General features: G+C 60.8%; 26 protein-coding genes. 14 read left to right on the forward strand and 12 right to left on the reverse strand.

Features of this window, described 5'->3' with window-relative positions:
* Positions 1 to 22 precede the first annotated feature (22 nt).
* Positions 23 to 688 (reverse strand): metallophosphoesterase, encoded by a 666-nt coding sequence (locus tag A7V84_RS08370; protein ID WP_063492359.1) that lies wholly within the window; start codon positions 686 to 688, stop codon positions 23 to 25.
* Between the two features lie 394 nt (positions 689 to 1,082).
* Here A7V84_RS08370 and A7V84_RS20650 point away from each other — a divergent pair, with 394 nt between their 5' ends.
* On the forward strand, positions 1,083 to 2,813 hold the full coding sequence (locus A7V84_RS20650) for a retron Ec67 family RNA-directed DNA polymerase/endonuclease (RefSeq protein ID WP_127070827.1): 1,731 nt from the start codon (positions 1,083 to 1,085) through the stop codon (positions 2,811 to 2,813).
* A gap of 712 nt (positions 2,814 to 3,525) precedes the next feature.
* A complete protein-coding gene (locus tag A7V84_RS21080; RefSeq protein ID WP_127070829.1) occupies positions 3,526 to 3,963 on the forward strand; it encodes a hypothetical protein in 438 nt (145 codons plus the stop codon).
* 84 nt (positions 3,964 to 4,047) lie between these two features.
* Here A7V84_RS21080 and A7V84_RS08375 read toward each other — a convergent pair whose 3' ends face one another.
* Positions 4,048 to 4,602 carry an HAD family hydrolase gene (locus tag A7V84_RS08375; RefSeq protein ID WP_033534879.1) on the reverse strand — a complete coding sequence of 185 codons (555 nt, stop codon included), beginning with the start codon at positions 4,600 to 4,602 and terminating at the stop codon, positions 4,048 to 4,050.
* A 482-nt stretch (positions 4,603 to 5,084) separates the two neighbouring features.
* Between A7V84_RS08375 and A7V84_RS21085 the strand changes: the two genes are divergently transcribed.
* A complete protein-coding gene (locus A7V84_RS21085) occupies positions 5,085 to 5,762 on the forward strand; it encodes a hypothetical protein (RefSeq protein ID WP_127070833.1) in 678 nt (225 codons plus the stop codon).
* Here the strand turns inward: A7V84_RS21085 and A7V84_RS08380 are convergent.
* Positions 5,648 to 6,862 carry a helix-turn-helix transcriptional regulator gene (locus A7V84_RS08380; protein ID WP_127070835.1) on the reverse strand — a complete coding sequence of 405 codons (1,215 nt, stop codon included), beginning with the start codon at positions 6,860 to 6,862 and terminating at the stop codon, positions 5,648 to 5,650. The genes A7V84_RS21085 and A7V84_RS08380 overlap by 115 nt on opposite strands.
* 66 nt (positions 6,863 to 6,928) lie before the next feature.
* Positions 6,929 to 7,597: a metallophosphoesterase gene (locus tag A7V84_RS08385; RefSeq protein WP_025514587.1), complete on the reverse strand. Its 669-nt coding sequence runs from the start codon at positions 7,595 to 7,597 to the stop codon at positions 6,929 to 6,931.
* Positions 7,598 to 7,836: 239 nt separating this feature from the next.
* Here A7V84_RS08385 and A7V84_RS08390 point away from each other — a divergent pair, with 239 nt between their 5' ends.
* The 5 genes from A7V84_RS08390 (at position 7,837) to A7V84_RS08410 (ending at position 13,600) form a co-directional block, all read left to right on the forward strand.
* The gene (locus A7V84_RS08390; protein WP_063492360.1) at positions 7,837 to 9,396 is read left to right on the forward strand and encodes an acetolactate synthase large subunit; all 1,560 of its coding nucleotides are present in this window, start codon (positions 7,837 to 7,839) and stop codon (positions 9,394 to 9,396) included.
* A gap of 155 nt (positions 9,397 to 9,551) precedes the next feature.
* The gene (gvpU, locus tag A7V84_RS21655; protein WP_212760488.1) at positions 9,552 to 9,974 is read left to right on the forward strand and encodes a gas vesicle accessory protein GvpU; all 423 of its coding nucleotides are present in this window, start codon (positions 9,552 to 9,554) and stop codon (positions 9,972 to 9,974) included.
* A gap of 654 nt (positions 9,975 to 10,628) precedes the next feature.
* On the forward strand, positions 10,629 to 11,789 hold the full coding sequence (locus A7V84_RS08400) for a GGDEF domain-containing protein (protein WP_025514582.1): 1,161 nt from the start codon (positions 10,629 to 10,631) through the stop codon (positions 11,787 to 11,789).
* A gap of 53 nt (positions 11,790 to 11,842) precedes the next feature.
* Positions 11,843 to 13,210, forward strand: coding sequence for a diguanylate cyclase (locus A7V84_RS08405; RefSeq protein ID WP_025514580.1), 1,368 nt, complete (start codon positions 11,843 to 11,845; stop codon positions 13,208 to 13,210).
* Positions 13,211 to 13,267: 57 nt separating this feature from the next.
* Positions 13,268 to 13,600: a YnfA family protein gene (locus A7V84_RS08410; protein ID WP_025514578.1), complete on the forward strand. Its 333-nt coding sequence runs from the start codon at positions 13,268 to 13,270 to the stop codon at positions 13,598 to 13,600.
* Positions 13,601 to 13,606: 6 nt separating this feature from the next.
* On the opposite strand, the gene speG is transcribed toward A7V84_RS08410, so the two are convergent.
* From speG to A7V84_RS08425, 3 genes are read right to left on the reverse strand one after another with little or no spacing between them, the layout of a single operon-like run.
* Positions 13,607 to 14,191 (reverse strand): spermidine N1-acetyltransferase, encoded by a 585-nt coding sequence (gene speG / locus A7V84_RS08415; protein WP_063492361.1) that lies wholly within the window; start codon positions 14,189 to 14,191, stop codon positions 13,607 to 13,609.
* Positions 14,192 to 14,206: 15 nt separating this feature from the next.
* Entirely contained in the window at positions 14,207 to 14,854 is a 648-nt protein-coding gene (locus A7V84_RS08420) for an isochorismatase family protein (protein ID WP_033534882.1), read from the reverse strand.
* A 36-nt stretch (positions 14,855 to 14,890) separates the two neighbouring features.
* The gene (locus tag A7V84_RS08425) at positions 14,891 to 15,988 is read right to left on the reverse strand and encodes an AI-2E family transporter (RefSeq protein ID WP_025514567.1); all 1,098 of its coding nucleotides are present in this window, start codon (positions 15,986 to 15,988) and stop codon (positions 14,891 to 14,893) included.
* Positions 15,989 to 16,685: 697 nt separating this feature from the next.
* Between A7V84_RS08425 and A7V84_RS08430 the strand changes: the two genes are divergently transcribed.
* Together A7V84_RS08430 and A7V84_RS08435 are read left to right on the forward strand one after the other, a co-directional pair.
* Positions 16,686 to 16,958, forward strand: a complete 273-nt coding sequence (locus A7V84_RS08430; protein ID WP_025514565.1) for a hypothetical protein — start codon at positions 16,686 to 16,688, stop codon at positions 16,956 to 16,958.
* A gap of 107 nt (positions 16,959 to 17,065) precedes the next feature.
* Positions 17,066 to 17,737 carry a cytochrome b/b6 domain-containing protein gene (locus A7V84_RS08435; protein WP_025514564.1) on the forward strand — a complete coding sequence of 224 codons (672 nt, stop codon included), beginning with the start codon at positions 17,066 to 17,068 and terminating at the stop codon, positions 17,735 to 17,737.
* A 68-nt stretch (positions 17,738 to 17,805) separates the two neighbouring features.
* On the opposite strand, the gene A7V84_RS08440 is transcribed toward A7V84_RS08435, so the two are convergent.
* Complete coding sequence (locus A7V84_RS08440) at positions 17,806 to 18,246, reverse strand: c-type cytochrome (RefSeq protein WP_025514563.1); 441 nt, start codon at positions 18,244 to 18,246, stop codon at positions 17,806 to 17,808.
* A 59-nt stretch (positions 18,247 to 18,305) separates the two neighbouring features.
* The gene (gene purB / locus A7V84_RS08445) at positions 18,306 to 19,682 is read right to left on the reverse strand and encodes an adenylosuccinate lyase (RefSeq protein WP_025514561.1); all 1,377 of its coding nucleotides are present in this window, start codon (positions 19,680 to 19,682) and stop codon (positions 18,306 to 18,308) included.
* A gap of 147 nt (positions 19,683 to 19,829) precedes the next feature.
* Between purB and A7V84_RS08450 the strand changes: the two genes are divergently transcribed.
* Positions 19,830 to 20,444, forward strand: coding sequence for a glutathione S-transferase (locus A7V84_RS08450; protein ID WP_063492362.1), 615 nt, complete (start codon positions 19,830 to 19,832; stop codon positions 20,442 to 20,444).
* 86 nt (positions 20,445 to 20,530) lie between these two features.
* On the opposite strand, the gene A7V84_RS08455 is transcribed toward A7V84_RS08450, so the two are convergent.
* The 3 genes from A7V84_RS08455 to A7V84_RS08465 all read right to left on the reverse strand — a co-directional run bounded on the left by A7V84_RS08455 (position 20,531) and on the right by A7V84_RS08465 (position 23,510).
* Positions 20,531 to 21,349, reverse strand: coding sequence for a sulfite exporter TauE/SafE family protein (locus A7V84_RS08455; RefSeq protein WP_025514557.1), 819 nt, complete (start codon positions 21,347 to 21,349; stop codon positions 20,531 to 20,533).
* A gap of 102 nt (positions 21,350 to 21,451) precedes the next feature.
* Positions 21,452 to 22,567 (reverse strand): tRNA 2-thiouridine(34) synthase MnmA, encoded by a 1,116-nt coding sequence (gene mnmA, locus A7V84_RS08460; RefSeq protein ID WP_025514555.1) that lies wholly within the window; start codon positions 22,565 to 22,567, stop codon positions 21,452 to 21,454.
* Positions 22,568 to 22,574: 7 nt separating this feature from the next.
* The gene (locus A7V84_RS08465) at positions 22,575 to 23,510 is read right to left on the reverse strand and encodes a LysR substrate-binding domain-containing protein (RefSeq protein WP_025514553.1); all 936 of its coding nucleotides are present in this window, start codon (positions 23,508 to 23,510) and stop codon (positions 22,575 to 22,577) included.
* 166 nt (positions 23,511 to 23,676) lie between these two features.
* On the opposite strand from A7V84_RS08465, the gene A7V84_RS08470 reads away from it, so the two are divergent.
* The 3 genes from A7V84_RS08470 (at position 23,677) to A7V84_RS08480 (ending at position 26,910) form a co-directional block, all read left to right on the forward strand.
* Positions 23,677 to 24,663: a Bug family tripartite tricarboxylate transporter substrate binding protein gene (locus A7V84_RS08470; protein WP_025514551.1), complete on the forward strand. Its 987-nt coding sequence runs from the start codon at positions 23,677 to 23,679 to the stop codon at positions 24,661 to 24,663.
* 61 nt (positions 24,664 to 24,724) lie between these two features.
* Positions 24,725 to 25,591, forward strand: a complete 867-nt coding sequence (locus A7V84_RS08475) for an N-formylglutamate amidohydrolase (protein WP_025514549.1) — start codon at positions 24,725 to 24,727, stop codon at positions 25,589 to 25,591.
* A gap of 200 nt (positions 25,592 to 25,791) precedes the next feature.
* Entirely contained in the window at positions 25,792 to 26,910 is a 1,119-nt protein-coding gene (locus A7V84_RS08480; protein WP_025514548.1) for a Re/Si-specific NAD(P)(+) transhydrogenase subunit alpha, read from the forward strand.

Here is a 26,910-nt window from a genome sequence, read left to right on the forward strand (position 1 = left end):
GCTGGCCATGGCCGCATAGTTTCTACTTTTGAAACCCGTGCAAAACGGGGGCATTACCGCGCCATCCCCCGGTGTCGATGAAAAACACGTTACCCAATTGCGCCATCTTGCTCACGGTCATGTGACCATGCACGATGGCGCGAACACTGCGGACTGGCTGCTTGTACCCGGTACGGTAGCGGTCGATAGACCACAGGCAGGTATCTTCGTCCTCGGCGCTGAATTGGTGTTCGTATACGGCTTGCCAATCGTCATATGGGAAGTCGGCATGGATGATGCCTACTGGCCCATCTGCCGTGTCCACTTCAATCGCTAACGGCAACTCACGCAGACTTTGTGCAATGCGTTGGTGCGTCAGTTCATCCAGACTGTCGAGCCATTCCCCGCCGTGCGCGGCATGGTCAATATCTGGCAGTGGATCACCCGACGCCCGGCGCCATGTCATCAGGTCGTGATTGCCACAGACGGGATGAAACCAAGGTTGCGCAAGCCATTCCAGCACCAGAGCTGACTCTGGCCCCCGGTCTACCAGATCACCAACGGCAAACAGCCGATCACGTTCCGCTGAAAAGCGCACCTTACGCAGCGCAGTATCCAGCTTGCTGAAACAGCCGTGAATGTCGCCAACTGCGAAGTCTCGTCCCTGTGTATTCAGATTGAAGCGGCGCAGGCGTAACGTGTCTTGCATTGTCTATCGTCGGAGAGAACATAACAGAGCAACTTACCTAGACTGCGTGTGCCATGTCAAGGACGGGCACGGAAGCCGCAGCCCGGCTTGCCGGGACCGGGTGAGTACCCGGCGAAGCGAATCCTTGACACACCTCTGATCACACACGCTGTTGGTTGGGTTGCAGGGTGTTTTTACCCTGCAACCCTGCCAAGCGGCGAGCGTGGAGCTATCTGATGTCAAACTTTGAATTGAATCAAAGCGATACTGCTGGTATCATAGTTTTGGCCCATAAGCAGATTTTTTTGCCATTGTTTCGTGGCAAGTGACAACAACGGCAGGAGCATTGCTCCTGTACGCCCCATAATCCCTAGTAGTTGACTGGGATATATCCATTGCATACGCTTAGGAGTGCTTGTGGGCCACCCATCCCCCTCCCTTTATGACACAATTAAAAAAACTTAAAGCGGCCAAAGATATTTACGATATTTCTACCTTGTTGAATTACAAGGCAGGAAAATTGTCTTATATTTTGTATGTCATTGATGAATCTGATAAATACTCATCTTTTGAAATACCGAAGAAGGGTGGTGGCACTAGAACAATAAAATCACCAATCCCTAAGCTTAAGCGTCTACAAAAGAATCTTTCTAATTTATTGCAGAACTGCCTAGATGAACTGCGATCAGAAAATAGTTATGTTGATCCCATGTCGCATGGATTTGAGAAAAAAAGAAACATAATTACAAACGCAGAGGTTCATAGAGCGAAGCGCTATATTTTTAATATTGACATTAAAGATTTTTTTGGGTCAATAAATTTTGGTAGGGTGCGTGGGTTTTTCATAAAAGACAATCGGTTTGAACTTGATCCAAAGATAGCAACCATAATTGCACAGATATGTTGCCACGAAAACTCGTTGCCACAAGGAAGTCCTTGCTCTCCTGTTATATCTAATATAATTGGACATATTTTAGATGTGCGATTACTATCTTTAGCCATTAAAAATGGTTGCTCTTACACTCGCTATGCTGACGACATAACCTTTTCAACAAACAAAAAAAAATTTCCTTCTTCCATAGCAGCCAAAGATGATGAGGGGCATGGATGGAGTGTCGGAAAAGAATTATCTGATATATTGAAAACAAATAAGTTTTCTGAGAATAAAAATAAAACCAGAATGCAATACAAAACATCCAGACAAAGCGTTACTGGTTTGGTTGTGAATAAAAAAATAAACGTTAGATCAGAGTATAGAAAGCAAGTTCGAGCTATGGTGCATAGCCTTTTTTCAAAAGGAACCTTTTTTATCCCAAAAGCAGGGGTTGCACCAATGGACGAGTTTCCTGAGGGAACGCTGAATCAGTTGCATGGAATGCTTGGATTTATTGATAGCATCGACCAAAACAACGTTCTTAGGCAGGGACTTGAGGCAGCAAGCATCACGCAAAAAGAAAAAACATATAGAAAATTTCTTCTTTACAAGGATTTCTATCTATCTACGAGACCTATAATTCTTTGCGAAGGAAAGACAGATAATATTTATCTGAAATGTGCTATTAAAAGTCTGGCTGGTCAACATCAATTGCTTGGGGAGAGGGTTGGTGTCGATAGTTTTAAAATGAAAGTCAGGTTTTATAAATATGCTGAAACCAGTACGGGCCGGATACTGGGCTTGAGTGGTGGTACTGGAGATTTTCCGAAGTTTATTAATTCTTATTTGAGCGGAATAAGTAAATTTACAGCATTGGAACTAAATCATCCAGTTATCATGATTATAGATAATGATTCTGGTGCGAAGGGAATCTACTCTAAGTTAAGGGAAATTCTAAATAGGCAAATTTCCCCTGCTGAGGAATATATATATGCTGGGGAAAATTTATATATAGTACCTACCCCAATAGCTAAACATGGTCAACACTCCATGATTGAAGATTGTTTTGATAAAGACACAAAAAAAATTTTGGTTGATGGGAAAAAATTTAATCCAGACGATAAAGCAAGCATAGATATGTTTTATGGGAAATCTGTTTTTGCAACTCAGGTAATTGAAAGATTCTCTGAAAAAATCAACTTTAACGGATTCTCAGTTTTTTTATCTAGAATTGAATCGGCAATAAATCACTTTCATAATATGAAAGGTTAGTTGGTGTATGAGATTTTGGTGTCAACAAAGCGTCAACCGCATAGCAAAACATAGCATATGCATAGCGGTTGAAGAATGACCTAACAAATTGATTGCAAAGACAAAGCACCATCAATGCGTTGCCATCAAACTGAATCATAATCCGCAGGTCCCCTGTTCGAATCAGGGATGCGCCACCAGAGAATTCAAGGCCCTCACTTCGGTGAGGGCCTTTTGTTTTGCTCCGCAACTACCCCAGTGCTCCGCATACTATGAAGTCAGGCGGTACATCCACAAGAAGCTGAAAAATTGGGGCTGAAAAGCTCATCGTCAAAAAGAAGAAAGCTCCGCAGGCCAAGGTCGCGTACAACACCCTCACCGGCAGCGGCGAGGCAGTTCCAGAATTTGAGGCCATCATTGGCCGCTGAGACCTGACCAGTGCAATGACCAAAGCAGACAGCATGAGCAGGGCTGTATGGACCCAGCAGAACCTGCTCAGGTTGAGCAGCTAATGAAAATTGCGCTGTGCCAGTAGAGTTAGACGTTATTTGCCGACGGATCTCGGCTACGCCTTGTCACTGCCTCAGTCGAGATAGAACGTATTCTGGACATCTTGGGCAGTCAGCCCAAATAGATCGCTGCTTGCCCGGGATCTCACACACAACAGATAATGAGATGGCTGCAGCACGGGAGAACCGCAAGAAAAATCGGCATCTGAAGGAGCCAGATCAGGATGAAAAATTACTGCAATGTAGTAGCCGCAAGCCTCATCACCCTCGCAAGCTCAGGGGCGGCAGCAGAAGAAATTTTTTCTTGCACTATAGAAAAAAACAAGAAATTTCTTCAAATCACGCAAAAAAATGAAAATCTTACATATTCTTATGGGCCAAAAAAAGGAACGCCCGAGTTGAGAATCACGGTTCCAAAAAGAAATATCGAACTTTTTGCATGGGACGGTTTCGGGAGATACCACAACCATTCGTTGACATTCCCGAATGGGGAATATAAATACATAGTATCAACATCCTACGACTCTCATGAGCAGACAACGACGACAGGAGTGAATGTTCTCAAAGGGAGCCCTAGCATCGCAGAACTGACATGCAACCCGCGCTCAATTAAGGGCAGCTTAGAAGACTATGTATCGGAATTGAAGCTATCCGACGGATAGTTGTCCCGCTGCACCCCGCACACGAATCAACAAAAAAAGCCGGCCCCTCATGATTGCAGGAGCCGGCTTTTTTGAGATGCAGGATTACTTCAAGCGCGGCAACCCTGGCACACCCTTGACCAGTTTGTAATAGGTTTCGTCTTCCATTCTCAGGAAAATATATTTCCTGTTATCCGTCTTGCCATCGCCTTCAAACTGAACGGCAAGTCGCTTGCCATCCAGCATGTACATCTTGGTTTTATAGTCCTTTACCTCGTTTATTTTTTCAATCTTTTCCGGCTTTCCATTCACGACCGATTTTCTCTCGGTGGAATGCATGGTGAACACCCGGGTTTTCTCGTTGAACTTCCAGGTCAACGCCTCCGTATAGACGGATTCCGGCTTGCCATCCTTTTCATCCATGGTGAGATAAAGCACGCCCATGTGATTCGGCATGAAAACCACCAGATAGAGGAAATCGATGGGGTCTTCATCCGAGATCGCCCAGGCCCCATAGAGATCGCTGGTCTTTATCGAGTCGGCAAGCTGCATGCGTGCCACTTTCTCGTCATTAACCCCTTCGAAGGGAGAAGACAGCATCCCGCAGGCGGCGACCAGCAAGCTCAAGGAAAACATCAAAGCCTTGCCAAACAATCTCATCCCGGATTCCTTTTTAATGGATGATTGGAGAACTGCTCCCCGATTCGACCCACGATAGTGAACCTGAAAATGGGTGCCAATCGAATTAATTCGGCTTTGGCCATAAATATCCCCCCGCAGAAACGTACGATCAGGACAAGAGGGAAACTATAGCGGGACAAATACGTGCTCCGCGCTCACCCCAAGCCCTCCCCTCTCCCCGCAGGGCAATCCACGAACGACAGCCCCCCGGCTCGTATTTTCCGTGCATAGAAAAGAAGTACGACTACGCGAACGCACTGGCCGCTCGCCAGCTGGCCCGACACCCCGTTGAGCGGGCGTTCTTGCCGGCCTCATGATCTCCGGCATCACCGCTTCGGGTGATGCGCATCCCCCGCTGCGTGGCATGATGCTCGCACATCGCCATGACGCCATCGCGAGGGCGAGCCGGACATTGATAAAACGAGGGCGCGGCCTGTGTGCCGGCGCCCATGGGGGAGAAAATGAAAACCATCCTGTCGCTGCTGGGTGCAGCCGCTATCAGCGCTCTTGCCGGTTGCGCATCGGTACCGGGCACGCAAGATTCTGAAGACTTTGCCACGCTCAAGCGTGGGTACCATCCCCCCACGTCCAGCGAACAGGCCTATACCCATGCCGACACCTTGTTGCGCAAGCGAGGCACCCCGGTATACGTTGCGGTCCGCATGGGCGGCAACAGCAGCGGCATGGTCAACATCGACCCTTCACGCACACGGCCCTGGCAGGAATTCGTTGCCCTGAACACTGGCCGCGACAACGTTCGGCCCTTCACGAACAACCAGGGTTTCATCTATACCTTTTTCTACGACCATGAGCCCAATCGCGCCGCCCAGCAACAGGAGGGCATGGTTCAACGCTACTCGGCCAATCTGTATCTAAGCTATGTGCTGCCGGACGGCAAGCGCATCGACATGGGCGACACCAGGGCGCTGCTCGATACCGCCTGCCTCAACCTGGATGTGATCTATCAATACATGGGGCGGGAACTGATCGGCGTGCTCCACAAAAGACGCACGGAAAATTCCCCCTACGTCCGGGCGGACGACGGCGAGTTCTTCCCCATTCCCTGGGAATCAGAGGAATTCAAGTCACTCTGCGCCCGGCCGACCTCGCCGAACTCTCCCTTTGCGCCACGCTCCTGATCCGCAGAGCAGGCAGCCCCGAAGAGCCCCAGTTGATCCACCAGCCGCAGCAGGTCGGACTGCCGTCGGCAATGGGTCTTCTGAAAGATCGCCTTCAGCTGCGTGCGCAGCGTGTTCAAGGACAACTGCAACTGACCGGCGTGCTCCGTCAGGGGTGCGTCATGCAGCGCCAATTGCCTGAGCAACCGGGATTCCGCCGGCGTCAGGCCGAACAGCGCCCGCAACATCTCGCCCGGCACCGCCGCACGCCAGCGCACGCCCTGCACCGCCACCAGCGCCAGGGCGTCGCGCCCGGCCTGCTCACGCGGCGCCAGGGGCAAGGCCACGAGCACCTCCCCCGGGCCCAACAGCAACGTCCCCGCCGCAGCCATCTCCACCCCCTCGCCGCAAGCGCGCCGCAGCAAACCACGCAGCGCCCTGGACGGTTCGCCCTTGCCAAGGGGGCAGTCCGCCTGCGCCAGCCATTGTCTGCCCGCCGCATTGGCCATGACGATATCGCCCCGCAGGGAACAGGCCAGGACCGGGCTGCGCAGCGCATCGAGACTGCGCTCGACCCAATGCGTTCGCGCCTGCCACCGTGACAGCTGCTGACGCAGATCAAGGGCATGCCGCAAGTGCGGCTGCAGGAGCCGCATCAGGCGTCGCTCTTCGATGCTGAAGCCGCCCCGACCGGCCTCTCGCAAGACCGACACCACATGGGTGTATTGCGCATCCGCGCCGGCCGGCAATACGGCATAACGCCCCATGCCCAACGGATTCAGAAAATCGCGATAGAACGCCAGGCGCTGCAGGGCGGCCTCGCCGTGAAACTCATGATCGACATAGATGTGACCGGCCGCCAGGCTGGACGCCGCCGCACGGGCCGGATCGCTGGCGTTCATTTCCTGGAAACCTGCCATGACCCCGTCGGGCAACGTCCCCGCATCGACGATGCTCAGGCGGTCGGAGGGCCGGTGATGCGTCAGGACGGACACCGCCACACCTCCCAGCGCCACCCCGAGGCCACGCACGGCCTGCGGCCACGCCTCAGGGGAAGCCACGCCGCCATACAGGTCATCGAGCAATCTGAACGCCAAGGGAATCAATGCATCCTGGGACATGGGCGCACGAGCGAAAGGGAACCTGCCCGACATACTACAGGGTCGCCGGCAGCACGCCACTACGGATCAACGGGCAGGCTTCAGCGTATGCAGATCAAGCAGCGTGAAATGGCCGTCGTTACGCCAGCCGCCGGTGTCGATATAAAGGACGTTGCCCAGTTGCGTCATGCGCGGCAGGGTCAGATGCCCGTGCACCACGGCGCGCACATGACGAATGGGCTGATGGTATTGGCTGCGGTAGCGGGCCATGGACCAAAGACAGGTTTCCTCGTCCTCGACGCTGAATCCCCCCGTATGGGCGACGCGCCAATCGTCATAAGGGAAGTCGGCGTGCACCAACCCGACCGGCCCCAGGCGGGTCTCGACCTCGATGAGCAGCGGCAAGGCGCGCAACTGCCGGCCAAGCTCCAGCTGTTCAGGCGTATCCAGGAGATCCAGCCATTGCCCGCCATGCCTCACATGGTCGATGTCCGGCACGGGGTCGCCCAAGGCCCTGCGCCACGCCAGCTGCTCGTGGTTGCCGCTCACGGCATGAAACCACGGGTAGCGCAGCCACTCCATCACCCGATGCGATTCAGGCCCGCGATCGACCAGGTCGCCCACGGCGAACAAGCGATCCGTTTCTGCGGCAAAGCCGATCCGGCGCAAGGCGGCCTCCAGCTTGCCGAAGCAGCCATGGATATCCCCCACGGCGATATCGCGCCCTGCCTGGTTGCACGAAAACTGCTGCAGCATGGCCGGGCGACACGAAGAATCAGAATTGGAAAGAAGGTTCACAGTGGGGCAAGTTACCGAGCGCGGCGCAGACCTGTCAACCGGCATGCCGCAACGCAACAGGAAAGGCGGCTGGCAACGGCCCCATGCCGGCGCATCAGAGTGGACCTGTCCGCAAACGCGCAGTCTTTCTATCATGGCCTCTTTACCTCGCGCGCGGCGTCCCCCGCGCCTGTCCAACGCAAACCACGGATCTACCCATGAACGGTGCTGATAGTCTTTGCGATACCCTGCTTGCCAACGATGTCGATGTCTGCTTTGCCAATCCTGGCACCTCCGAGATGCATTTCGTCGCGGCACTGGATCGCAAACCGCGCATGCGCTGCGTTCTGGGCCTGTTCGAAGGCGTCGTGACCGGCGCCGCCGATGGCTATGCGCGCATGGCCGACAAACCGGCCGCCACGTTGCTGCACCTGGGCCCCGGCCTGGGCAATGGTCTGGCCAATCTGCATAATGCCAAGCGCGCGCGCACGCCCATGGTCAATGTCGTGGGCGATCACGCCACCTACCACGTTCGGTACGACGCGCCGCTCACCAGCGACGTCGAAGGCGTGGCGCAACCGATGTCGCATTGGGTGCACCGCAGCCTGACGGCGCAGGCGCTGTCGGCAGACACCGCCGAAGCGGTGCGCATTGCCCGCCAGGCGCCGGGCAACATCGCCACCCTGATCCTGCCGGCCGACGCGGCCTGGGGCGAGCTGCCCGCCAACTCCCCTGCTCCGGTCGTTGCTGCGCAAGAAGCAGCCGCTCCCGCCGATGCGGCCATGCTGCGCGCGGCCGCCCAGGCCATTCGCAGCGGCAAGCGCACGGCCTTGCTGTTGGGCGGCACGGCCCTGCGCGAGCCGGCGCTGTCGGTCGCCGGCCGTATCGCACAGGCCACCGGGGTGCGCCTGCTGTCGCCGACCTCGAACCGCCGCGTGCAGCGCGGATTGGGGCGTACGCCCGTCACCCGCATTCCCTACCCCGTCGACCAGGCGCTGGCTGCCCTGAATGACGTGCAACAACTGATCCTGGTCGGCGCCGCCGCCCCGGTCGCCTTCTTCGCCTATCCGGGCAAGCCCAGCCTGCTGGCCCCTCAGGAGCACGCCCCCATCGTGATGGCCACGCCCGAACAGGATCTGCTCCAGGCGCTGGAATGGCTGGCCGATGAACTGGGCGTGTCCCCCAGCGCGCCCGGCCTGCCCCCCGTCGAGATCGCCACCGAGATCCCGCGATCCGGTGCGCTCACCGGTGCAGCCGTATGCCTGATCACCGCCAGGCGACTGCCGGAGAACGCCATCGTTTGCGACGAATCGATCACGCAGGGGCGCGAATTCGGCATCAGCAATGCCGTTTCCGCCCCCCACGACTGGCTGCAACTGACCGGCGGCGCCATCGGTATCGGGCTGCCCATGGCCACCGGGGCCGCTGTCGCCTGCCCCGACCGCAAGGTCATCACCCTGCAGGCCGACGGCAGCGGCATGTACACCGTGCAGGCGCTCTGGACCCAGGCCCGCGAGCATCTCGACTGTCTGACCATCGTGCTGGCCAACCGCTCATACGCCACACTGCACGGCGAGATGAAAAACGTCGGCGTGCAATCGCCCGGCCACAACGCGTTGCGCATGCTGGACATCCAGGATCCCAGCCTGAACTGGGTCCATCTGGCCGCGGGCATGGGCGTCGAGGCCGTCAGGGTCGACACTGTCGAAGCCTTTACCCAGGCACTGGAGCAAGGCCTGTCCCGCAAGGGGCCATATCTGATCGAAGCGCTGATCTGAACCCGCTGCCCCGCAAGGCCCCGGGCTACCCTGCCACGCGGCAGCCCGGGCCCGCTCCGCATTGACGCCAGACTACGGGGGATTTAGGTGTTTTCTCGGCCCTTTGCGGGCCGGGACGACGCCGATAATGGGGCTTTCCCTGCACCACGACCCCCATGGCAAACACCCGCGCTCACGCTACTCCCCAATCAGATGCTTTTCTGCAATTCCTGGTAAACCTGGTCAACAACGGCGACGGCCTGCAAGGAATCGGGGTGACCCTGCAGATGGGCGGCATGTTGTTGGGCGGGACCATCATCTCGGGCGCAGATTATTTCGACCGCTTTGCCGACGGGTTCGCCAGCGCCCTGCAAGCTGACACGGATGACCGCGAAAGCGTGCGCCGCACGTTGGCCGAACTGGGCGACGTTTTCCGCCTGCCACAGCCTGTCGAGCCCCTGCCCAACTACATCCATCTGAGCGATGCGCTGTTTTTCACCACGGATGGTGAACCCATCAGCGAGCAACCGACTTTGTGGCGAGGCCGGCTGAGCGAGGTCGACGGCTTTGTATTGGGCCGCCTGCAGCCCAAGGGCTGATACCCCCTGCCGGCCCCCTCCGGGGCCGGCAGTCCGGAATACGGAAAAAATCAAATATTTACCGACAGATGAATTAATGTGAATTAATCTGAAAACAATAAAACATTAATCACGAATCATCTCTGCCGATACATGGAGATTAATAGAGGAATTAATATGGATTTGAAACAGGCCCATATTAATTTACTCCCAACTGCGGTACGATACTGCGCTGCGCGTCCCATTATCGATCCCGGAATTGTGCAACAACTAATAGGGCCAACGCCCCCGGGGCATTAATCAGGCGCAGCCCTGGCCAGAATGCCAGCTGCCTGTCCGCTCCGATCAAAGCCTCGCCATCCCCCCACGATGCGACCAGGCAGCCGTGAGATCGAGATTGACATTACCCGCGCAACGGGTTTCCGACCCGCCCAGCAAGATTCACGCATTGCCTTCTACTGACTGATGCCAGGCGCGACCGCGCGCCCTTTACAGGAGTCGTTGATGGATCGCCCGCTGTTTTCCGCGAATGCCGCTTCGGCGCCACTCGCCCTTCCCGCCCCGCAGGTCAGACCTGGCGCGGCCCCCACCATTTCCGCATAGTCCCCCAACGCAGCACCCGATCTGGCCAGGGCCGCGCCGCGCCTGGCCCATTGCCTTACTTGGCTTGCCGCCGTGATTCAGAATTTAAGCACCACGCAGGTCCTGACGCTGGGAAGCCCAGCCATTGCCATTGTCATCTCAGGCACCTTTTTCTGCCTCTGGAAGTTCCATGATCGCCGCAGCTATCTCATTCTGCTGGCAAGCGCCTTCCTGCTTTACGCAACGGGTGCGGCGATGCAGATCCTGCGCTGGCCGGCCGACCCGGGCCTGAACAACATCGTTTCAACCGCCGCCATGCTGGCCAGCATTACCAGCCTGGCAGCCGGACTCGCCGTGCGCTACGGCCGGCGCGCCAAACGCTGGCTGATCCTCGCCATGGCCGGGATCTGGCTGGTGAACAGCTACTTCTGCTATGCCTCGCCCGAGCCCGCTCTGCGCAGCTATGCCTTGAATTTCGGCATCGGGCTGGTGCTGTGCGCCGTCGCCTGGCGCATCCGCCACGCCTTGCGCGGCAGCCTCATTGACCGGGGCATCTTCTGGATCCTCCTGCTGTTCGGCCTGAGCTTCTTTGGCCGCCCCCTGCTCACCCAGGCCCTGCCAGCCTATCTGATCGTGCCGGATTGGCTGGGCAGCCAGGCCTTCGACCTCATCCTGCAGGTGTCCCTGGTTCTCATGGGCCTGGTGCTGGCGCTGCTGCTGTTTGCCGCCAGCGTGGCCGATATGTTCACCCGGATGCGCAACGATCGCGATATCGATGGCCTGACCGGCCTGTGGAACCGACGCGCGTTCGACGAAAGACTGGAAGCCCTGATCACGCGGGCCCCACGCCAGCCCTACACGCTGCTGCTCATCGACATCGATCACTTCAAGTCCTTCAATGACCGCTACGGCCACGCCGTGGGCGACACAGTATTGCGCCTGATGGGCCGCTTGATCCGGGACTGCGCGGGCGATCAGGCGCTGACCGGCCGGGTGGGCGGCGAAGAGTTCGCCGTCGTCGTGCCCGCAGAACCTGCCGAAGCCCACGAGCTTGCCCTTTGCCTGAGCCGGGCGCTGCACGACAGCAAAATCCCCGACATCCACGAAGACCACCAGATTACCGCCAGCACGGGCCTGACTATGCTACAAACTGGGGACACGGTGTCCATCTGGATGCGGCGCGCCGATATCCTGCTGTACCAGGCAAAACACGGTGGCAGAAACCGTATCGTGCGACAAGCCTCAACAACCTGAATGCCCCACCGCCAGCACTCCGAGCCTGGCCCACTTTTGACATCTCCGACGTCTTGAACTCCCCAACCGCCACGTATGTCCTGCGCTGGAAAGCCACTTGTGCCCAGTACTCCAGCGAAACCATCCATCTTGCGCACGAGCGTGTCGTCGAACACGCCAGGAGCCTCGCTGATTATTTCTATGAGTCGATGCTGGCTGATGACGCGGCCGCTTTTTTCCTTTCCGACAAACTGGTCCAGGAAAAACTGCACGCATCCCTGCAGGCATGGATGCGCTCGATCTTCGGCGCCGCGCTGACACAGGAATTCGAAGCGACCGTCGCTTTCCAGCAACGGGTGGGCGAAGTGCATGCGCGCATCAACATCCCCGTTCATCTGGTCATGCGCGGCACCCGTGCGCTTATCCGGCGCATGCAGAGCATCCTCGCCGACGACGCCAGCCTGAGCCCGGCCCAACGCTGGAGCACAGGCAACTTCATCAGCGAAATCATGCTGTTTGCGGTCGAACTGATGTCGATGGCCTACGCCGCCTCGCATGACCGCAATGCCCGCGCCGAAGAAGGCTATCGCCTGCTGAGCCTGTCGCAGAACATCGGCACCGAAAAAGAACGCCAACGCGCCGCACTGCTGGACTGGGAAAACCAGTTGCTTTTCGGTCTGTCTGTCGGGCAGAACGGCAGCTCGCTGCCGCGCCTGAGCAAATCCGAGTTCGGTCTGTGGTTCAACCACAAGGCAGCCCACGCCTTCGAAGGCACGCGCGAGGCGGAAGAGGCCAAGCAGAACATCATCGAGCTCGACCGCATGCTCGACGAAGCCGATACCGCCGACACCACCAGCCGAATTGAATTGCTGCACGCTTTGCGCGACGGCGCGAAAGCCATCGGCTATCTGGTCGATGCGCTGTTCGAGAAAGCCAGCCAGCTGGAGTCGGGTCGCGACACCCTGACCCATCTGCTCAACCGAAAATACCTGCATGTCGTGATGAGCAAGGAGGTCGCCTACGCACGCAAGACCGGCTCGCCGCTGTCGGTGCTGATGGTCGATGTCGACTTCTTCAAGCGCGTCAATGATGAGCATGGTCATGATGCCGGCGACTTCGTGCTGCAACAGGTGGCCAGCCTGATCTCGACCTATAGCCGCGGCGGCGACTATACCTTCCGCCTGGGTGGCGAAGAGTTTCTGGTGGTGCTGGTCGATGCCACCGCGCAGCAGGCCTTGCAGGTCGCCGAGAGCCTGCGCCTGCGGCTGGCCGACAAGCCCATGTCGCTGCCCGACGGTTCGCAGCAACGCGTCACCATGAGCGTCGGCGTGGCCGCCCATGACGGGCATCCCGACTACCAGCGCCTGCTCAAGCGCGCCGATCAGGCGCTCTATGCGGCCAAGGCGCGCGGTCGCAATGCCTGCGTGCTCGAAGGCATGTAACCCCTCCGCAGGGCAGGCAGGAACGCCAGCCCTGCGGCCAGCCCAGCCTGTCGCGTCATGTTCGCTCTACTGAAACTCGCCCTTCTGTTTGCCGTCACCGCCGTGGCTGAAATTGTCGGTTGCTATCTGCCGTGGCTGGTCGTGACCCAGGGGCGCAGCCCCTGGTTGCTGGTCCCGGCCGCCCTGGCGCTGGCGCTGTTCGCCGGGTTGCTGACCCTGCACCCCAGCGCGGCCGGACGCACCTACGCCGCCTATGGCGGCATGTACATCACCATCGCCTTGCTGTGGCTGTACTGGGTAGAGGGTGTGCCGCTGACCCGCTGGGACATCGCCGGCGCGCTGCTGGCGCTGGGGGGCATGGCGCTGATCGGGCTGCAGCCGCGCCACTGACGCGCCTCAGGCGGTATTCTGGGTACGCCAGTCGTGCAGCACCGACGCGTGATCGGGAATGCCGCCATAGCTCTGCAGGTATTCGGCCTGCAGGATCCCCATGCGCAAGGCGTCCCGGTAGCGCCCATTGGAGAAGAACTCCTCGCGCAGCTCCCCTTCGACCGAAAACCCGCAAGCCTGATAGATGTGCACGGCGGCGAGGTTGTCCTTGTCGACCACCAGAAAGACTTTATGCAGGTTCAGAACGCGGAAGGCATAGCCGATGGCCACCCGCGTCGCCGCCTTGGCGTAGCCATGGCCCTGAAAGGACGGCGCAATGATGATCTGGAACTCGGCCCGCCGGTGAATATGGTTGATCTCGACCAGCTCGACCAGGCCGATACGCTCGCCACCGCTGCGCTCGACGATGAAGCGCCGCTCGAACTGATCATGGATGTGCCGGTCATACAGGGCGACCAGTTCGTCGTACGCCTCGTAGGGCTCCTCGAACCAGTAACGCATGATGGCGTCATTGTTGTTCAGCACATGCACGAAGTGCAGATCGCTGCGCTCCAAGGGGCGCAGATGGATGGTGTCAGCGGCCTCGCCCATCGCGAATATCCTTTCTCAAGCCCGGGCCGGCGCCAGACACGAAGCGTCGGCGACGTTGCGCACCCCGGCCTGCGCCAGCTCGACCATCGCGCTGGCCGCGCTTTGCGGCGCAATCGCCCGGCAGGCGGCGAGATTGATCACCACATCCAGACCGGCGCGGCGCAACTGCAGCGCCGTGGTCTTGACGCAGTAATCCAGCGCCAGGCCGCCCACGATGACCGTCGTGATTCCCCGTGCGCGCAGGAACTCGATCACGCCGGTCGAACGCCGCTCTTGCAAATCGTGATAACAGGCGCCGTAGGGATGCATGTCGGGTTCCACGCCTTTCCAGACGAAGAAATCGTAGTCCACCGGCGCCGGCAGCCCATCGAGCAACTCGAAGCCCGGCGTTCCTGGCACACAATGCATATTCCAGTGCAGATCGGCCTGCGCCGCATCCAGCGGGGTCAGCATGGGTGTCTGCGCGGTGGCGCGCCAGATCGCCATGGGGCTGTGCGCATCCTTGGAGCCCAGACGGCAGGCGGCCAGACCGGCCTGAGCATTCAATTCGGCCACGATCTCGTGCCCGCCAGGCACGGGCAGCTCATCCGGGCACAGCGGCGTGAAACTCTTCTGCGCATCCACATCGAAGGCTGCGATTAGGGTCTTTTCCGGCAAAAACATGACAACCTCTCTGACGATGCCGCCGCGACGGGCCGCCTACGGCCGGGCATCCTTGTGTTTATCGTCCTTGTCCTGGGGCGGCAGGTCTGCAGGATCCGGCGGAGAGAAAAGATCCCAACAAGCCACAAAAAGCGCCGCGATCAGCGGGCCGATGACAAAGCCGTTCAGGCCGAAAATCGACATCCCGCCCAATGTCGATATCAGAATCACATAATCGGGCAGCTTGGTGTCCTTGCCCACCAGCACCGGACGCAGCACATTGTCGACCATCCCGATGACCAGCACGCCGACCAGAATCAGCACCACGCCCTGCCAGACCGCCCCCGACACCAGGAAATAGACGGCCACCGGAGCCCAGATCAGGCCCGCCCCGACCGCAGGCAGCAACGACAGAAATGCCATGACTACGCCCCAGAGCAAAGCCCCCTGGATGCCAAGCGCCCAGAAGGTCACGCCTCCCAGCGCCCCCTGCACCGCGGCCACGGCAATATTGCCTTTGACCGTGGCGCGCACCACCGTCGTGAACTTGCGAAACAGGTGCGCCTTGTAGCTGTCTTCCAGGGGAACGGCCCGGCGCAGCCGGCGCGACAGGCGCGACCCATCGCGCAACAGGAAAAACAGCAGGTACAGCATGATCCCGAAGCCGATCAGGAAGTGCGCGGTGTCCTGGCCGATATCCAGCAGCTGGGTTGCCATGAACTGGCTGGCCTGCATGGCGCCGTTGGAGAGTTTCTCCTGCACGCTACCCAGATCGGCCAGGTCAAATCGTGCCAGCAGCGAGTGGACCGCCGGCGGCATGGCTTCCATGACCTGTTGAAAATACGCGCCGAAGTTCAGCGAGCCCGACTTCATGCGCTGATACAGGGCCATGCCTTCCTGCGCCAGCGAGCCCGTAATGAGCGTCAGCGGAACGATCACCACCATCAGCACCAGCAACAGCGACAACAGGGCCGCCAGGTTGTTGCGCGGCGCCAGCCGGGCGGCCAGCTTGCGGTGCAGCGGTGAAAAGATGATGGCGAGGATGGTGCCCCAGAAAATCGCCCCATAGAAGGGCCACAATAACCAGATGAATGCCAGCGATACGGCGATCAGCAGCGCAATGAAGGTCTTGCTGTGATGAAACGGTGAATGCATCGTAAGTCCGTCGTTGGGTGGGGCACCCGGCCTGCCGATTGTAGGCCAAGCCATGCCAGGCTAAATCGTACCTGGGTCGAAGTACTTGACATAACTATCTTTACCTCTTAGTATTACCTATTGGCAAAAATCTGCCCACCTGAACTGGCTGCATTGAAAGCAGCCCGCCGTCAGAACCAAAGCTCCGGCTTTGCCTCGCAGACCCCAGCGCCGGGTTCACCCCCGACGCGCCAAGCCGAAAGCAATAAGATGACGGCAACGGCATGCGCTCCGAAGATACCTGATCGCATTCCTCCCTCCGGCTCCGAAACCGGATACTGGCGCCAGACGCCAACTGCCTGAATCCTGCGATGGCCACCCCTGGCCACTCCCCTGACGGCCCCGCCCAGGGCCAACCCGAGCCGCCACCTAATAACACCGACTTCCCGGCCCGGGTCCCGCAAGCATGCGCCTGTCTGCTGCACGCAGCCAGAACGCCTGACGCAACGGGCACGTCCGCCATTTCCCCACAGGGATCTTGCCGACATCCGTGAATCGTTCCGCCTTTGGCTTATGTCATGGCTGAACCCATAAAAATCCGGCATCGTAGCCACATGGCTCACGCCGGCAATCAGGCGCACCTTCGCGCCGACAGAAGTACGCTCTCCGGAATACCGGAACCGTGTTTCCCTAAAAACAACTCTAACGAGGAAAACATATGAATACGCAATTCAACACGCAAAACCTGGTTCGACGCCCGGCTCATTTGCAACTGGACGACACTCCCATCAATGTGGGCGATGTCGTGCATCTGAAACTCGCCGATGGCCCCGCGATCCGCGCTGCCGTCATTTACAACGCGCCCATCAACGGCACGACGACCTACACTACCGAGCTCATCCGCCCGCGTGGCGCCAGCCGCGGTGAACGCATCCGCTTTCGCCACGAGCACGTGCATTGCATCGAGCCGGTTGCTCACGCCTGCGCTTAAGCCCTTGAGGCCGCGCCCGAGGCGGCAGGCCGCAGCCATGCTAAATTCCTGGCACGCTCATTCCTGCCGGCCCCGCGCCGGTGTCTGCCTCTAGGAAACCTGCCCCCATGCCCCGTGCACTGCGTATCTGGGATCTGCCGACCCGACTCTTTCACTGGGCGCTGGTCGTCTGTGTCACAGGGGCCTTCGTCAGCGTCAAGCTCGGCGGCCTCTACATGGACTGGCATATGCGTTTCGGGCTGGCGACGCTGGGCCTGATCCTGTTCCGCCTCATCTGGGGCATTCTCGGCCCGCGCTACGCCCGGTTTACGCAATTTGTGCGTGGACCTCGCGCCCTGGCCGCCTATCTGCGGGGCACCCTCCCGACGGCCGGCCATAATCCCCTGGGTGCGCTGTCGGTCATCGCCATGCTGGCGGCGATCGGCTTTCAGGCGGTCAGCGGCCTGTTCATCAGTGATGACATCATGGTTGAAGGCCCGCTGTATGGCCGCCTGGACGGCAGCCTGACCAGCACGCTCGCCGCCCTGCACCGTGCCAACGAGGTCGTGATCCTCGCCCTGATCGGCCTGCATGTGGTGGCGCTGGCCTGGTACGGGCTGATCAGGCGCAAGCCGCTGGTACCGGCCATGATCACCGGCGACCTGGATGCCCGGCACGCCCCGGCCGACGCTCTGCCCGCCCGCGACGACCTGGCCGTCTGGATACGCGCCCTGGTGATCGCGGTCTGCTGCACGGTGTTCGTTCTGTGGGTCCAGAGCCTCGCACCCAGCTTCTACTGACACCAGGCACAGCCCCCCATGAAAAACGCCTCTTGAAGAGGCGTTTTTCATGGGGGGCTGTGGCGGCGTTACTTGCGATAGGCGTCGTGACAGGCCTTGCAGCTTGCACCCACCGCGCCGAAGGCAGCGCGGACCTTGGCCAGATCACCACTGTCGGCAGCCGCAGAGAGATTGGCCACCCCGTCCTGGAAGGCCTGTTCTTTCTGTTTGAAGCCGGCCGCATCCGACCAGATTTCCGGCTTGGCGTTGCCCCCTTCCATGCCCGGGCCGAAGGCGCCCCACGGCAGGGTCGCCAGCGTCTTCAGGATGTCGACGTTGGCCTTGATCTGGGCGGCATCGTACGGGGCCTGCCCGCGAATCACCGGCTGCATGCGACTGAAGTTCGAAGCCAGTACCGTGAATGCTGCCTGGCGGTACTTGACGGCGTCTTCCGGCTTGGCGAATTGCGCCGCGGCCGGCAGCGCCAAGGAGGTACAGGCCAACGCCAGAACGGCGGTCAATTTCTTCATGAAATGTTCTCCTGGGATGGGGAAGCCTGCCGGCAGGATCAACCTGCCGGCGGGCATCACTATACCGCCCGGGCCAGGCTGACAGCCAGCCCGACGTAGGACCTCGGCGTCATCGCCAGCAGGCGCGCCTTGGCATCGGCCGGCAACTCCAGGCCGGCGATGAACTCACGCAACGCGCTCTCGGTAATACCCTTGCCGCGCGTAAGCGCCTTGAGCTGCTCATAGGGCTGCGGCAGACCAAAACGGCGCATGACGGTCTGCACCGGCTCGGCCAGCACTTCCCAGCAGGCGTCAATGTCGGCGTCGATCGCCGCCGTATTGACTTCCAGTTTGTTCAGGCCACGCAGGCAGGCGTCCCAGGCCACCAGGCAATAACCCAGGCCGACACCCAGATTACGCAAGACGGTGGAGTCGGTCAGGTCGCGCTGCCAGCGCGAGACGGGCAGCTTTTCCGACAGGTGGCGCAGGACGGCATTGGCCAGACCCAGGTTGCCTTCCGAGTTCTCGAAGTCGATCGGATTGACCTTGTGCGGCATGGTCGAGGACCCGACCTCGCCCTCCTTGAGGCGTTGCTTGAAATAGCCCAGGGCGATGTAACCCCAGATGTCGCGGTCCAGGTCCAGCACGATGGTGTTGGCGCGGCCGATGGCATCAAAGAGCGCCGCCATCCAGTCATGCGGCTCGATCTGAATCGTATGGCGGTTCTGGGTCAGGCCCAGGCCTGCCAGCACCTGGCGGCTGAACTCGGGCCAGTCGATTTCCGGGTAGGCCGACAGGTGGGCGTTGTAGTTGCCGGTGGCGCCATTGAGCTTGGCCAGCGGCTCGACCGCCTCAATGGCGGCGATGGCGCGCGCCAGACGCGCTGCAACGTTGGCGAATTCCTTGCCCAGCGTGGTCGGGCTGGCCGGCTGACCGTGCGTGCGCGACAGCATGGGTTGCTCGGCCGTCTGCTCGGCCAGTGCCGTCAGCTTGGCCAACACTTCACGCAGACGCGGCAGCACGACGTGGTCGCGCGAGCGCGTCAGCATCAAGGCGTGCGAGGTGTTGTTGATGTCCTCGGAGGTGCAGGCAAAGTGAATGAACTCGGCAGCGCGCGCCAGTTCGGCGTCGTCGGCCACGCGCTCCTTGAGCCAGTACTCGACGGCCTTGACGTCATGGTTGGTGACGCGCTCGATTTCCTTGATGCGCTCGGCATCGGCTTCGGAGAAGTGCTGCACCAATTGCGTCAGACGAGCCCGAGCACCCGCAGAGAACGGCGCCAGTTCCGGCAGCCCGGCGTCCGACAGCGCCACCAGCCAGGCCACTTCGACCTCGACGCGGTGCGCCATGAACCCCGCCTCCGACAGCAGACCGCGCAGTGCGTCGCAGCGCGAGGCATAACGTCCGTCCAGAGGAGAAAGGGCGTTGAGTTGAGTAAGATGGTCTGCGATCTGCATAGTCGGTTGGAAAGAAAGGATTGAAATTGGCCCGGATTTTATCACCCGTGCCTTTTGTAACACCGCCACCACCGAACGGGTGCGTCGAAACGGCACCCCATCCTGCTATACTGCGGCCGCTTTCCGACTACGTCTTTCCGTGCCCACATGAAACTGATTGGTTCGCTTACCAGCCCTTATGTACGCAAAGTACGCGTGGTAATGGCCGAGAAGAAGTTGGATTACCAGCTTGAACTCGAAAACGTCTGGTCTCCCGACAGCCAAATCCAACAGTTCAACCCGCTGGGCAAGGTGCCATGCCTGATCATGGAGGATGGCGGCGCGCTGTTCGATTCGCGCGTCATCGTCGAATACCTCGATACGCTGTCGCCGGTCGCCCGGCTGATTCCGCAATCGGGTCGCGATCGGGCCGCGGTCAAATGCTGGGAAGCCATCGCCGATGGCATGCAGGACGCCTGCGTGGCCATCGTACGGGAAAATGCGCGCCCCGAGGCGCAGCGCAGCCCCGACTGGATTGAGCGTCAGTACTCCAAGATCCATGCCGCCCTGCGCGCGATGGAAGACAGCCTGGGCGAGAACGCCCACTGCATGGGCGTGAACTACACCCTGGCCGATATCGCCGTGGGCTGCGCCCTGAGCTACCTCGACCTGCGATTTGCCGCGCTCAATTGGCGCCACGACCATGCCAACCTGGCGCGCCTGGACGAAAAACTGGCCGCCCGTCCCTCCTTCATGGATACGGCGCCCCCGCCAGCCGCCTGAGCCGCCATCAAAAGCCCAAAGAAAAGCCCTGCGCATGCAGGGCTTTTCTTTGGGCGGGCCCGCCATGGCAGGCCCGGTCTTGCCGCCTACACCATGAAGGCCTGCCAGGCCTTGACCAGCATGTAGGCCGACAGCACGAACAACAGGCCGGCAAAAACGCGCTTGAGCGTACCGACCGGCAGACGATGCGCCATGGCGGCACCCACCGGCGCCGTCAGCACGCTGGCGCAGATCAGCACCAGCAGCGCCGGCCAGTAAATAAAGCCCAGCATGCCGGGGCGGTGCATGCCTTCGGCCACGCCCGAGACCACATAGCCGATACTGTTGGCCAGCGCGATCGGAAAGCCCAGCGCTGCCGAGGTCGACACCGCCGTGTGCAGGGCCACGTTGCACCACACCATGAAAGGCACCGAGAGAAAACCGCCGCCCGCGCCCACCAGACCGGAAACGAAGCCGATCCCGGCGCCGACCGTGCTGGTGCCGACCACGCCCGGCAGTTGGCGGCTGGGCTTGGGCTTCTTGTTGCGCAGCATGTTCCAGCCCGAATAGCCCACGAACAAGGCAAAGAACAACGACAGCCAGGCCGTGCTGAGCGCCGCGAAAGCCGCGCCGCCCGAAAGCAGGCCGCCGACGATGATGCCCGGGGCCATGGTCATCACGAGTTTCCAGTTGATGGTGCCCTTCTTCTGGTGCGCCCGCACGCTCGAGATCGACGTAAACAGAATGGAGGTCATGGAGGTGGCGATCGCTGCATGCACCACCAGATCGACCGGCATGCCCTGCCAGCTGAACAACATCGTCAGCAAAGGCACCAGCAGCATGCCGCCGCCGATGCCCAGCAGGCCCGCGGCAAAGCCGCCGACCGCCCCCAGCGCCAGCAGCGCTATCACCATTGGAATATCCATACCCACGTTGCAACTCCTCGAGATTGATGATTGATATTGAAATAGGAAATCACGGCAGGGCCGGCCTCCTTCCCCGGAAGGCCTGATGGCGCTGCCCGCTAATCAGATGATGATGCCGCCGCCCAGGCAGACGTCGCCGTCGTAAAGCACCGCCGACTGGCCCGGCGTGACGGCCCACTGCGGCTGAGCAAAGGTCAGTTGGAAACCCGCCTCGCAGAGCGCCAGGCGGCAGGCGGCATCGGCCTGGCGGTAGCGCGTCTTGGCGCCATAACCACCCGCTGCGGGGGCCTGACCATCGATCCAGCTGACGTCCTGCGCCTGCAATTGCTGCGACAGCAACCAGGGATGGTCATGCCCTTGCACCACGTAAAGCGTATTGTTTTCCAGATCCTTGCGAGCCGTGTACCAGGCGTCGGCGGTACCGTCGTCGCGTTGCTGGCCCTTCACGCCACCGATGCCCAGGCCCTTGCGCTGGCCCAGGGTATAGAAGGCCAGACCATGATGCTGCCCCACCCGCTGGCCTTGCGGCGTCAGCATCGGGCCGGGCGCGGTCGGCAGGTAGCGGTTGAGAAACTCGCGAAACGGCCGCTCGCCGATGAAGCAGATCCCGGTGGAGTCTTTCTTGGCGGCATTGTGCAGGCCGATCTCGTGGGCAATGCGGCGCACTTCGGTTTTATGCAGCTCGCCCAGCGGAAACAACGTACGCGCCAATTGAGCCTGATTGAGCCGATGCAGGAAGTAGCTCTGGTCCTTGGAGGCATCGAGCGCCTTGAGCAACTGGAAGCGGCGCCCGTGCGGGGCATCGACCGCACGCACGCGCGCATAGTGGCCGGTGGCAATATGCTCGGCGCCCAGCGTCATGGCATGGTCCAGGAAGGCCTTGAACTTGATCTCGGCATTGCACAGCACGTCCGGGTTCGGCGTGCGCCCGGCTGAGTATTCCCGCAGAAAGTCGGCAAACACCCGGTCCTTGTATTCGGCCGCGAAGTTCACATACTCGAACTCCACGCCGATGAGATCGGCGACGCTGGCCGCGTCCAGCAGATCCTGGCGCGTCGAACAATACTCGTCGTTGTCGTCATCCTCCCAGTTCTTCATGAACAGGCCGATGACCTCGTAGCCCTGCTGTTTCAACAGCCAGGCGGTGACCGAAGAGTCCACGCCGCCGGACATGCCGACCACGACACGGGGCTTTTTATGTGCAGTAGTTTGAACCATGATGCGGTTATTTTAGTGCTGTCGCGCCTTGGCTGCCGTCCGGGGTCGGCTCAGGCTCGGCCGCGCGCGAAACTTCCATGAGCCAGCGCCGGAATGCCTGCAGGGTCGGCTGGCCGGCTTTCTGCTCGGGATAGCACAGGTAATACCCCTGACGCGCCCGGATCGGCAGATGCAGCGGCACGATCAGTTTGGCGTCGCGCAGTTCGTCTTCGATCAGGCAACGCGGGATCAGCGCGATGCCGAAACCGGCCGCCGCCGCCTGCGAGAGCAGGGAATACTGATCGAAACGCGCCCCCTCCAGGGTGCGCCGCGTCGCGCAACCCGCCTTCTCGAACCAATCGCGCCAGCCCTCCAGGGCCGAAGTATGGTGCAGCAGCGGCAGGCGCAGCAGTGCGGCGGGATCCTCGCAGCCGCCCGGCATCAGCTTGGGGCTGCACACCGGCAGCACCTCGCGCCCGACGATATAGTCCGCGCCGCTGCCCGGCCACATCCCTTCGCCGAAACGCACCGCAGCGTCGAGTTCCGGCACCGAGAAGTCATAACCCTGCCGGTGCGGCAGGAACTCCACCTGGATATCCGGGCGCAGACGGCGGAATTCGCTCAAACGCGGGATCAGCCAGCGCGCACCGAAGGTGGGCATGCAGGTCAATTGCAGTCGCCCGCCGCGCCCCTGGTGCGCGATCAATTCCATCGTAGCCGCCTCGATCAGGCTCAGGCCGGCCTGAACCTGCTTCAGATAGCTGCGCCCGGCATCGGTCAGAACCAGGCCTTGCCTGATACGCAGGAATAGCTGCACCCCGACAAACTGTTCAAGATGCTTGATCTGCTTGCTGACCGCGCCCTGCGTGACGCACAGCTCCTGGGCCGCGCGCGTAAAACTGCTATATCTGGCAGCAACTTCGAAAGCCTGCAGATCCGTCAAAGAAGGGCAGAAGCGACGCATGGTGGCAGGAGAGCGTTAAGATGACCTGGACAGCGGCGCTGTCAGGCATGAAAAAAAGTAATAGCTTACGGAGAATCTTTCGTTTGCGCAAACCTTCCGCCACCCAGAGAATGGGTGGGTCAGTATGACGTCTTCGTGTCCAAAACTCAGCCAAACAAGGGGAATCATGCAACGTCGAAATCTCATCCTGGGCCTGTCCATGGCCGCCGCGCTGGCTTCGCCTTTTGCCGCCTGTGTGGCGCAGGCCAATGACAGCTATCCCAACAAACCGATCCGCCTGGTCGTGCCCTTCCCGCCCGGCGGCACCACCGATATCGTCGGCCGTCTGTTCGCCGACAAGCTGACCAAGGAGCTGGGCCAGGCCGTGGTGGTCGAGAACCGCGGCGGCGCCGGCGGCTCGATCGGCAGCGCCTACCTCGCGGGCAGCCCGCCCGATGGCTACACCCTGGGCATCGCCACGGTCAGCACTCACGGCATCAACCCGGCCATCTATACCAACCTGTCGTTCGATGCCGAGAAGGACTTCACGCCCATCTCCAATCTGGCCGCCGTGCCCAATGTGATGTCGGTCAACCCCAAGGTTGGGCCGAAGAACATGGAAGAGTTCGTCAAACAGGCCAAGAGCCAACCGGGCAAGATCAGTTTTGCCTCGGCCGGCAATGGCTCGGTGTCGCACATGATGGGCGAGCTCTTCAAGACGGCCTCCGGCACCGAGCTCATGCACGTGCCCTACCGCGGCGTCGGCCCGGCGCTCAACGATACGCTGGGCGGCCAGGTCGACGTGCTGTTCGACAATCTGCCTTCGTCGTTGCCGCATATCCAGTCCGGCGCGCTGATCGCGCTGGCGGTCGCCTCGCCCCAGCGTGTGGCCGCCCTGCCGGACGTGCCGACTTTCGCCGAAGCGGGCCTGGCGCCGGTCAATGACTCGTCCTGGTTCGGCCTGATCGGTCCGGCCAAGCTGCCGCAGCCGATCACCGACAAGGTCTACGCGGCCGTGCGCAAGGTCAGCGCCGATCCCGAAGTGGTGGAACGCCTGGCCGGCCTGGGCGCCGCCCCGGTGGCGAACGCCCCGGCCGATTTCGCCAAGCAGATTTCGACCGAAATCGCCAAGAACAAGCGCATCGCCAAAGAAGCCAACATCAAGATCGACTAAGCCGTTCATGGCCCCCGCGTCCCGCGGGGGCCCTACTTTTTTACCGCCGCCGCATTTTTTCATGCCTATCATCAAACCGCTGTCCTATCGGCTCGACCTGCCCCAGGACTTCCCACAAGCCAGCCCCTTGGTGCTCGACTCGCCGCATAGCGGCACCAGCTATCCACCCGATTTCGCGCCCGCCGCGTCGCTGGGTGCGCTGCGTACCGCAGAAGACACCTGGGTCGATGACCTGTGGAGCGATGCGATCGATCTGGGGGTGCCCCTGATCGCGGCAAGTTTTCCGCGTGCCTACATCGATGCCAACCGCGCTATCGACGAGGTTGACCCCGAGCTGCTGGAACAAGCCTGGCCCGGGCCCATGAGCCACTCATCCAAGGTGCGCCTGGGAAAGGGCCTGATCTGGCGCATGCTCGATGACGGCACGCCGCTCTATGACCGCAAGCTGTCGATCGAAGAGGTCCGGCACCGCATCGAGGCCTGCTGGAAGCCTTATCACGCCCGCCTGGCCCAGTTGCTGGACGACACCCACGCGCAGCACGGCAAGGTGTGGCATATCAACTGCCACTCCATGCCCAGCGTCGCCGGTGCCTACGCCACCGATCAGCCGGGTCTGGTGCACCCCGACTTCGTGCTCGGCGACCGCGACGGCACGACCAGCGATCCCGCCTTTCCGGCCTTCATCGCCGATTGGCTGCGCGCCCGGGGCTACCAGGTGCAGGTCAATGATCCGTACAAGGGCGTCGAACTGGTGCGCGCCTATGGCCGCCCCGAACAGGGCCGCCACAGCCTGCAGATCGAGATCAACCGCAAGCTGTACATGGACGAAGTCACGCTGCGTCCGCACGCCGGCTACGCCCGACTCAAATCCGATTTGCGCGACCTGACCGCCGCGCTGATCGACTGGACGCGCGCGCAAACCGTCTGACTCCGGACGTCAGCGCGCGCCTCGATCCGGGCAGCGGCATCCGCCGCCTGCCCTGTCCTCCTCCCCCGTCGACCCAAAAGATCGCCGGGGGATTTCTTTTTCCCCGGCCCCCTTCTCTTTTTGCAGACGCAGCGCGCAAGCTTCTTACTCGAGCGGGCTTCGTGTATAAACAACCCTCGCCTTCTGGAGGAGGAGCAACAATGCACATCGGGATCCCACGAGAAACCCGAGACGGGGAGACGCGCGTCGCCGCAACCCCTGAAACCGTCAAGAAGTACGTGGCCGCCGGCCACGCGGTAGTTCTCGAACGCGGCGCCGGACTGGCCGCTCATTATCGCGACGAAGATTACGAGGCGGCTGGCGCCACCCTGGGCGATGCGGCCCAGGCCCTGGGCGCCGAGCTGGTCCTCAAGGTACGCGCGCCCTCGGAACAGGAACTGCCCGCCATGAAACGCGGCGCGGTGCTGGTCGGCATGCTCGACCCCTTTGACCGCGAAGGCCTGCAACGGCTGGCCGATGCGGGCCTGACCGCCTTTGCGCTGGAAGCCGCGCCGCGCATCACGCGGGCACAAAGCCTGGACGTGCTGTCTTCGCAGGCCAACCTGGCCGGTTACAAGGCTGTGCTGCTGGCTGCCAGTCACAGCGCCCGCCTGTTCCCGATGATGATGACCGCCGCCGGCACGCTCAAGGCCACCCGGGTGGTCGTGCTCGGGGCAGGCGTGGCAGGCCTTCAGGCCATCGCCACCGCACGCCGCCTGGGCGCCGTGGTCGAGGCCTCCGATGTTCGCCCGGCCGTCAAGGAACAGATCGAGTCCCTGGGCGCGAAATTCATCGACGTGCCTTTCGAGACCGATGAAGAACGCGAGATCGCCCAGGGCGCGGGCGGCTATGCCCGGCCCATGCCGCCGGCCTGGATGGCGCGCCAGGCCGAACTGGTCGCGCAACGTTGCCGCCAGGCCGACGTGGTCATCACGACAGCGCTGATCCCCGGACGCCCGGCCCCCACACTGGTGACGGCCGAGACCGTGGCAGCGATGAAGCCGGGCTCCGTCGTGGTCGATCTGGCCATCGAGCGCGGCGGCAACTGCCCGCTGAGCGAAAAAGGCCAGGTCACCGTCAAACACGGCGTCACCCTTATCGGCCTGACCAACCTGCCCGGCATGCTGGCCACCGATGCCTCGGCGCTCTACGCCCGCAATCTGCAGGATTTCCTCAAACTCATCATCGGCGATGGCGCGGCCCTGGCGGTGCGCCGCGACGACGAAATCGTGGCGGCCTGCCTGATGTGCGAAGACGGCCAGCTCGTGCAAAGGACTTGA

The sequence above is a fragment of the Bordetella trematum genome (assembly GCF_900078335.1).
GTDB lineage: Bacteria > Pseudomonadota > Gammaproteobacteria > Burkholderiales > Burkholderiaceae_B > Bordetella > Bordetella trematum.

Bases quoted from the DNA above. Each gene is read 5' to 3' on its own strand.
- A7V84_RS08370 (WP_063492359.1), bottom strand. From the start codon at position 688: ATGCAAGACACGTTACGCCTGCGCCGCTTCAATCTGAATACACAGGGA.
- A7V84_RS21080 (WP_127070829.1), top strand. From the start codon at position 3,526: ATGAAAAATTACTGCAATGTAGTAGCCGCAAGCCTCATCACCCTCGCA.
- A7V84_RS08375 (WP_033534879.1), bottom strand. From the start codon at position 4,602: ATGAGATTGTTTGGCAAGGCTTTGATGTTTTCCTTGAGCTTGCTGGTC.
- A7V84_RS21085 (WP_127070833.1), top strand. From the start codon at position 5,085: ATGAAAACCATCCTGTCGCTGCTGGGTGCAGCCGCTATCAGCGCTCTT.
- A7V84_RS08380 (WP_127070835.1), bottom strand. From the start codon at position 6,862: ATGTCCCAGGATGCATTGATTCCCTTGGCGTTCAGATTGCTCGATGAC.
- A7V84_RS08385 (WP_025514587.1), bottom strand. From the start codon at position 7,597: ATGCTGCAGCAGTTTTCGTGCAACCAGGCAGGGCGCGATATCGCCGTG.
- A7V84_RS08390 (WP_063492360.1), top strand. From the start codon at position 7,837: ATGAACGGTGCTGATAGTCTTTGCGATACCCTGCTTGCCAACGATGTC.
- gvpU (WP_212760488.1), top strand. From the start codon at position 9,552: ATGGCAAACACCCGCGCTCACGCTACTCCCCAATCAGATGCTTTTCTG.
- A7V84_RS08410 (WP_025514578.1), top strand. From the start codon at position 13,268: ATGTTCGCTCTACTGAAACTCGCCCTTCTGTTTGCCGTCACCGCCGTG.
- speG (WP_063492361.1), bottom strand. From the start codon at position 14,191: ATGGGCGAGGCCGCTGACACCATCCATCTGCGCCCCTTGGAGCGCAGC.
- A7V84_RS08420 (WP_033534882.1), bottom strand. From the start codon at position 14,854: ATGTTTTTGCCGGAAAAGACCCTAATCGCAGCCTTCGATGTGGATGCG.
- A7V84_RS08425 (WP_025514567.1), bottom strand. From the start codon at position 15,988: ATGCATTCACCGTTTCATCACAGCAAGACCTTCATTGCGCTGCTGATC.
- A7V84_RS08430 (WP_025514565.1), top strand. From the start codon at position 16,686: ATGAATACGCAATTCAACACGCAAAACCTGGTTCGACGCCCGGCTCAT.
- A7V84_RS08435 (WP_025514564.1), top strand. From the start codon at position 17,066: ATGCCCCGTGCACTGCGTATCTGGGATCTGCCGACCCGACTCTTTCAC.
- A7V84_RS08440 (WP_025514563.1), bottom strand. From the start codon at position 18,246: ATGAAGAAATTGACCGCCGTTCTGGCGTTGGCCTGTACCTCCTTGGCG.
- purB (WP_025514561.1), bottom strand. From the start codon at position 19,682: ATGCAGATCGCAGACCATCTTACTCAACTCAACGCCCTTTCTCCTCTG.
- A7V84_RS08450 (WP_063492362.1), top strand. From the start codon at position 19,830: ATGAAACTGATTGGTTCGCTTACCAGCCCTTATGTACGCAAAGTACGC.
- A7V84_RS08455 (WP_025514557.1), bottom strand. From the start codon at position 21,349: ATGGATATTCCAATGGTGATAGCGCTGCTGGCGCTGGGGGCGGTCGGC.
- mnmA (WP_025514555.1), bottom strand. From the start codon at position 22,567: ATGGTTCAAACTACTGCACATAAAAAGCCCCGTGTCGTGGTCGGCATG.
- A7V84_RS08465 (WP_025514553.1), bottom strand. From the start codon at position 23,510: ATGCGTCGCTTCTGCCCTTCTTTGACGGATCTGCAGGCTTTCGAAGTT.
- A7V84_RS08470 (WP_025514551.1), top strand. From the start codon at position 23,677: ATGCAACGTCGAAATCTCATCCTGGGCCTGTCCATGGCCGCCGCGCTG.
- A7V84_RS08475 (WP_025514549.1), top strand. From the start codon at position 24,725: ATGCCTATCATCAAACCGCTGTCCTATCGGCTCGACCTGCCCCAGGAC.
- A7V84_RS08480 (WP_025514548.1), top strand. From the start codon at position 25,792: ATGCACATCGGGATCCCACGAGAAACCCGAGACGGGGAGACGCGCGTC.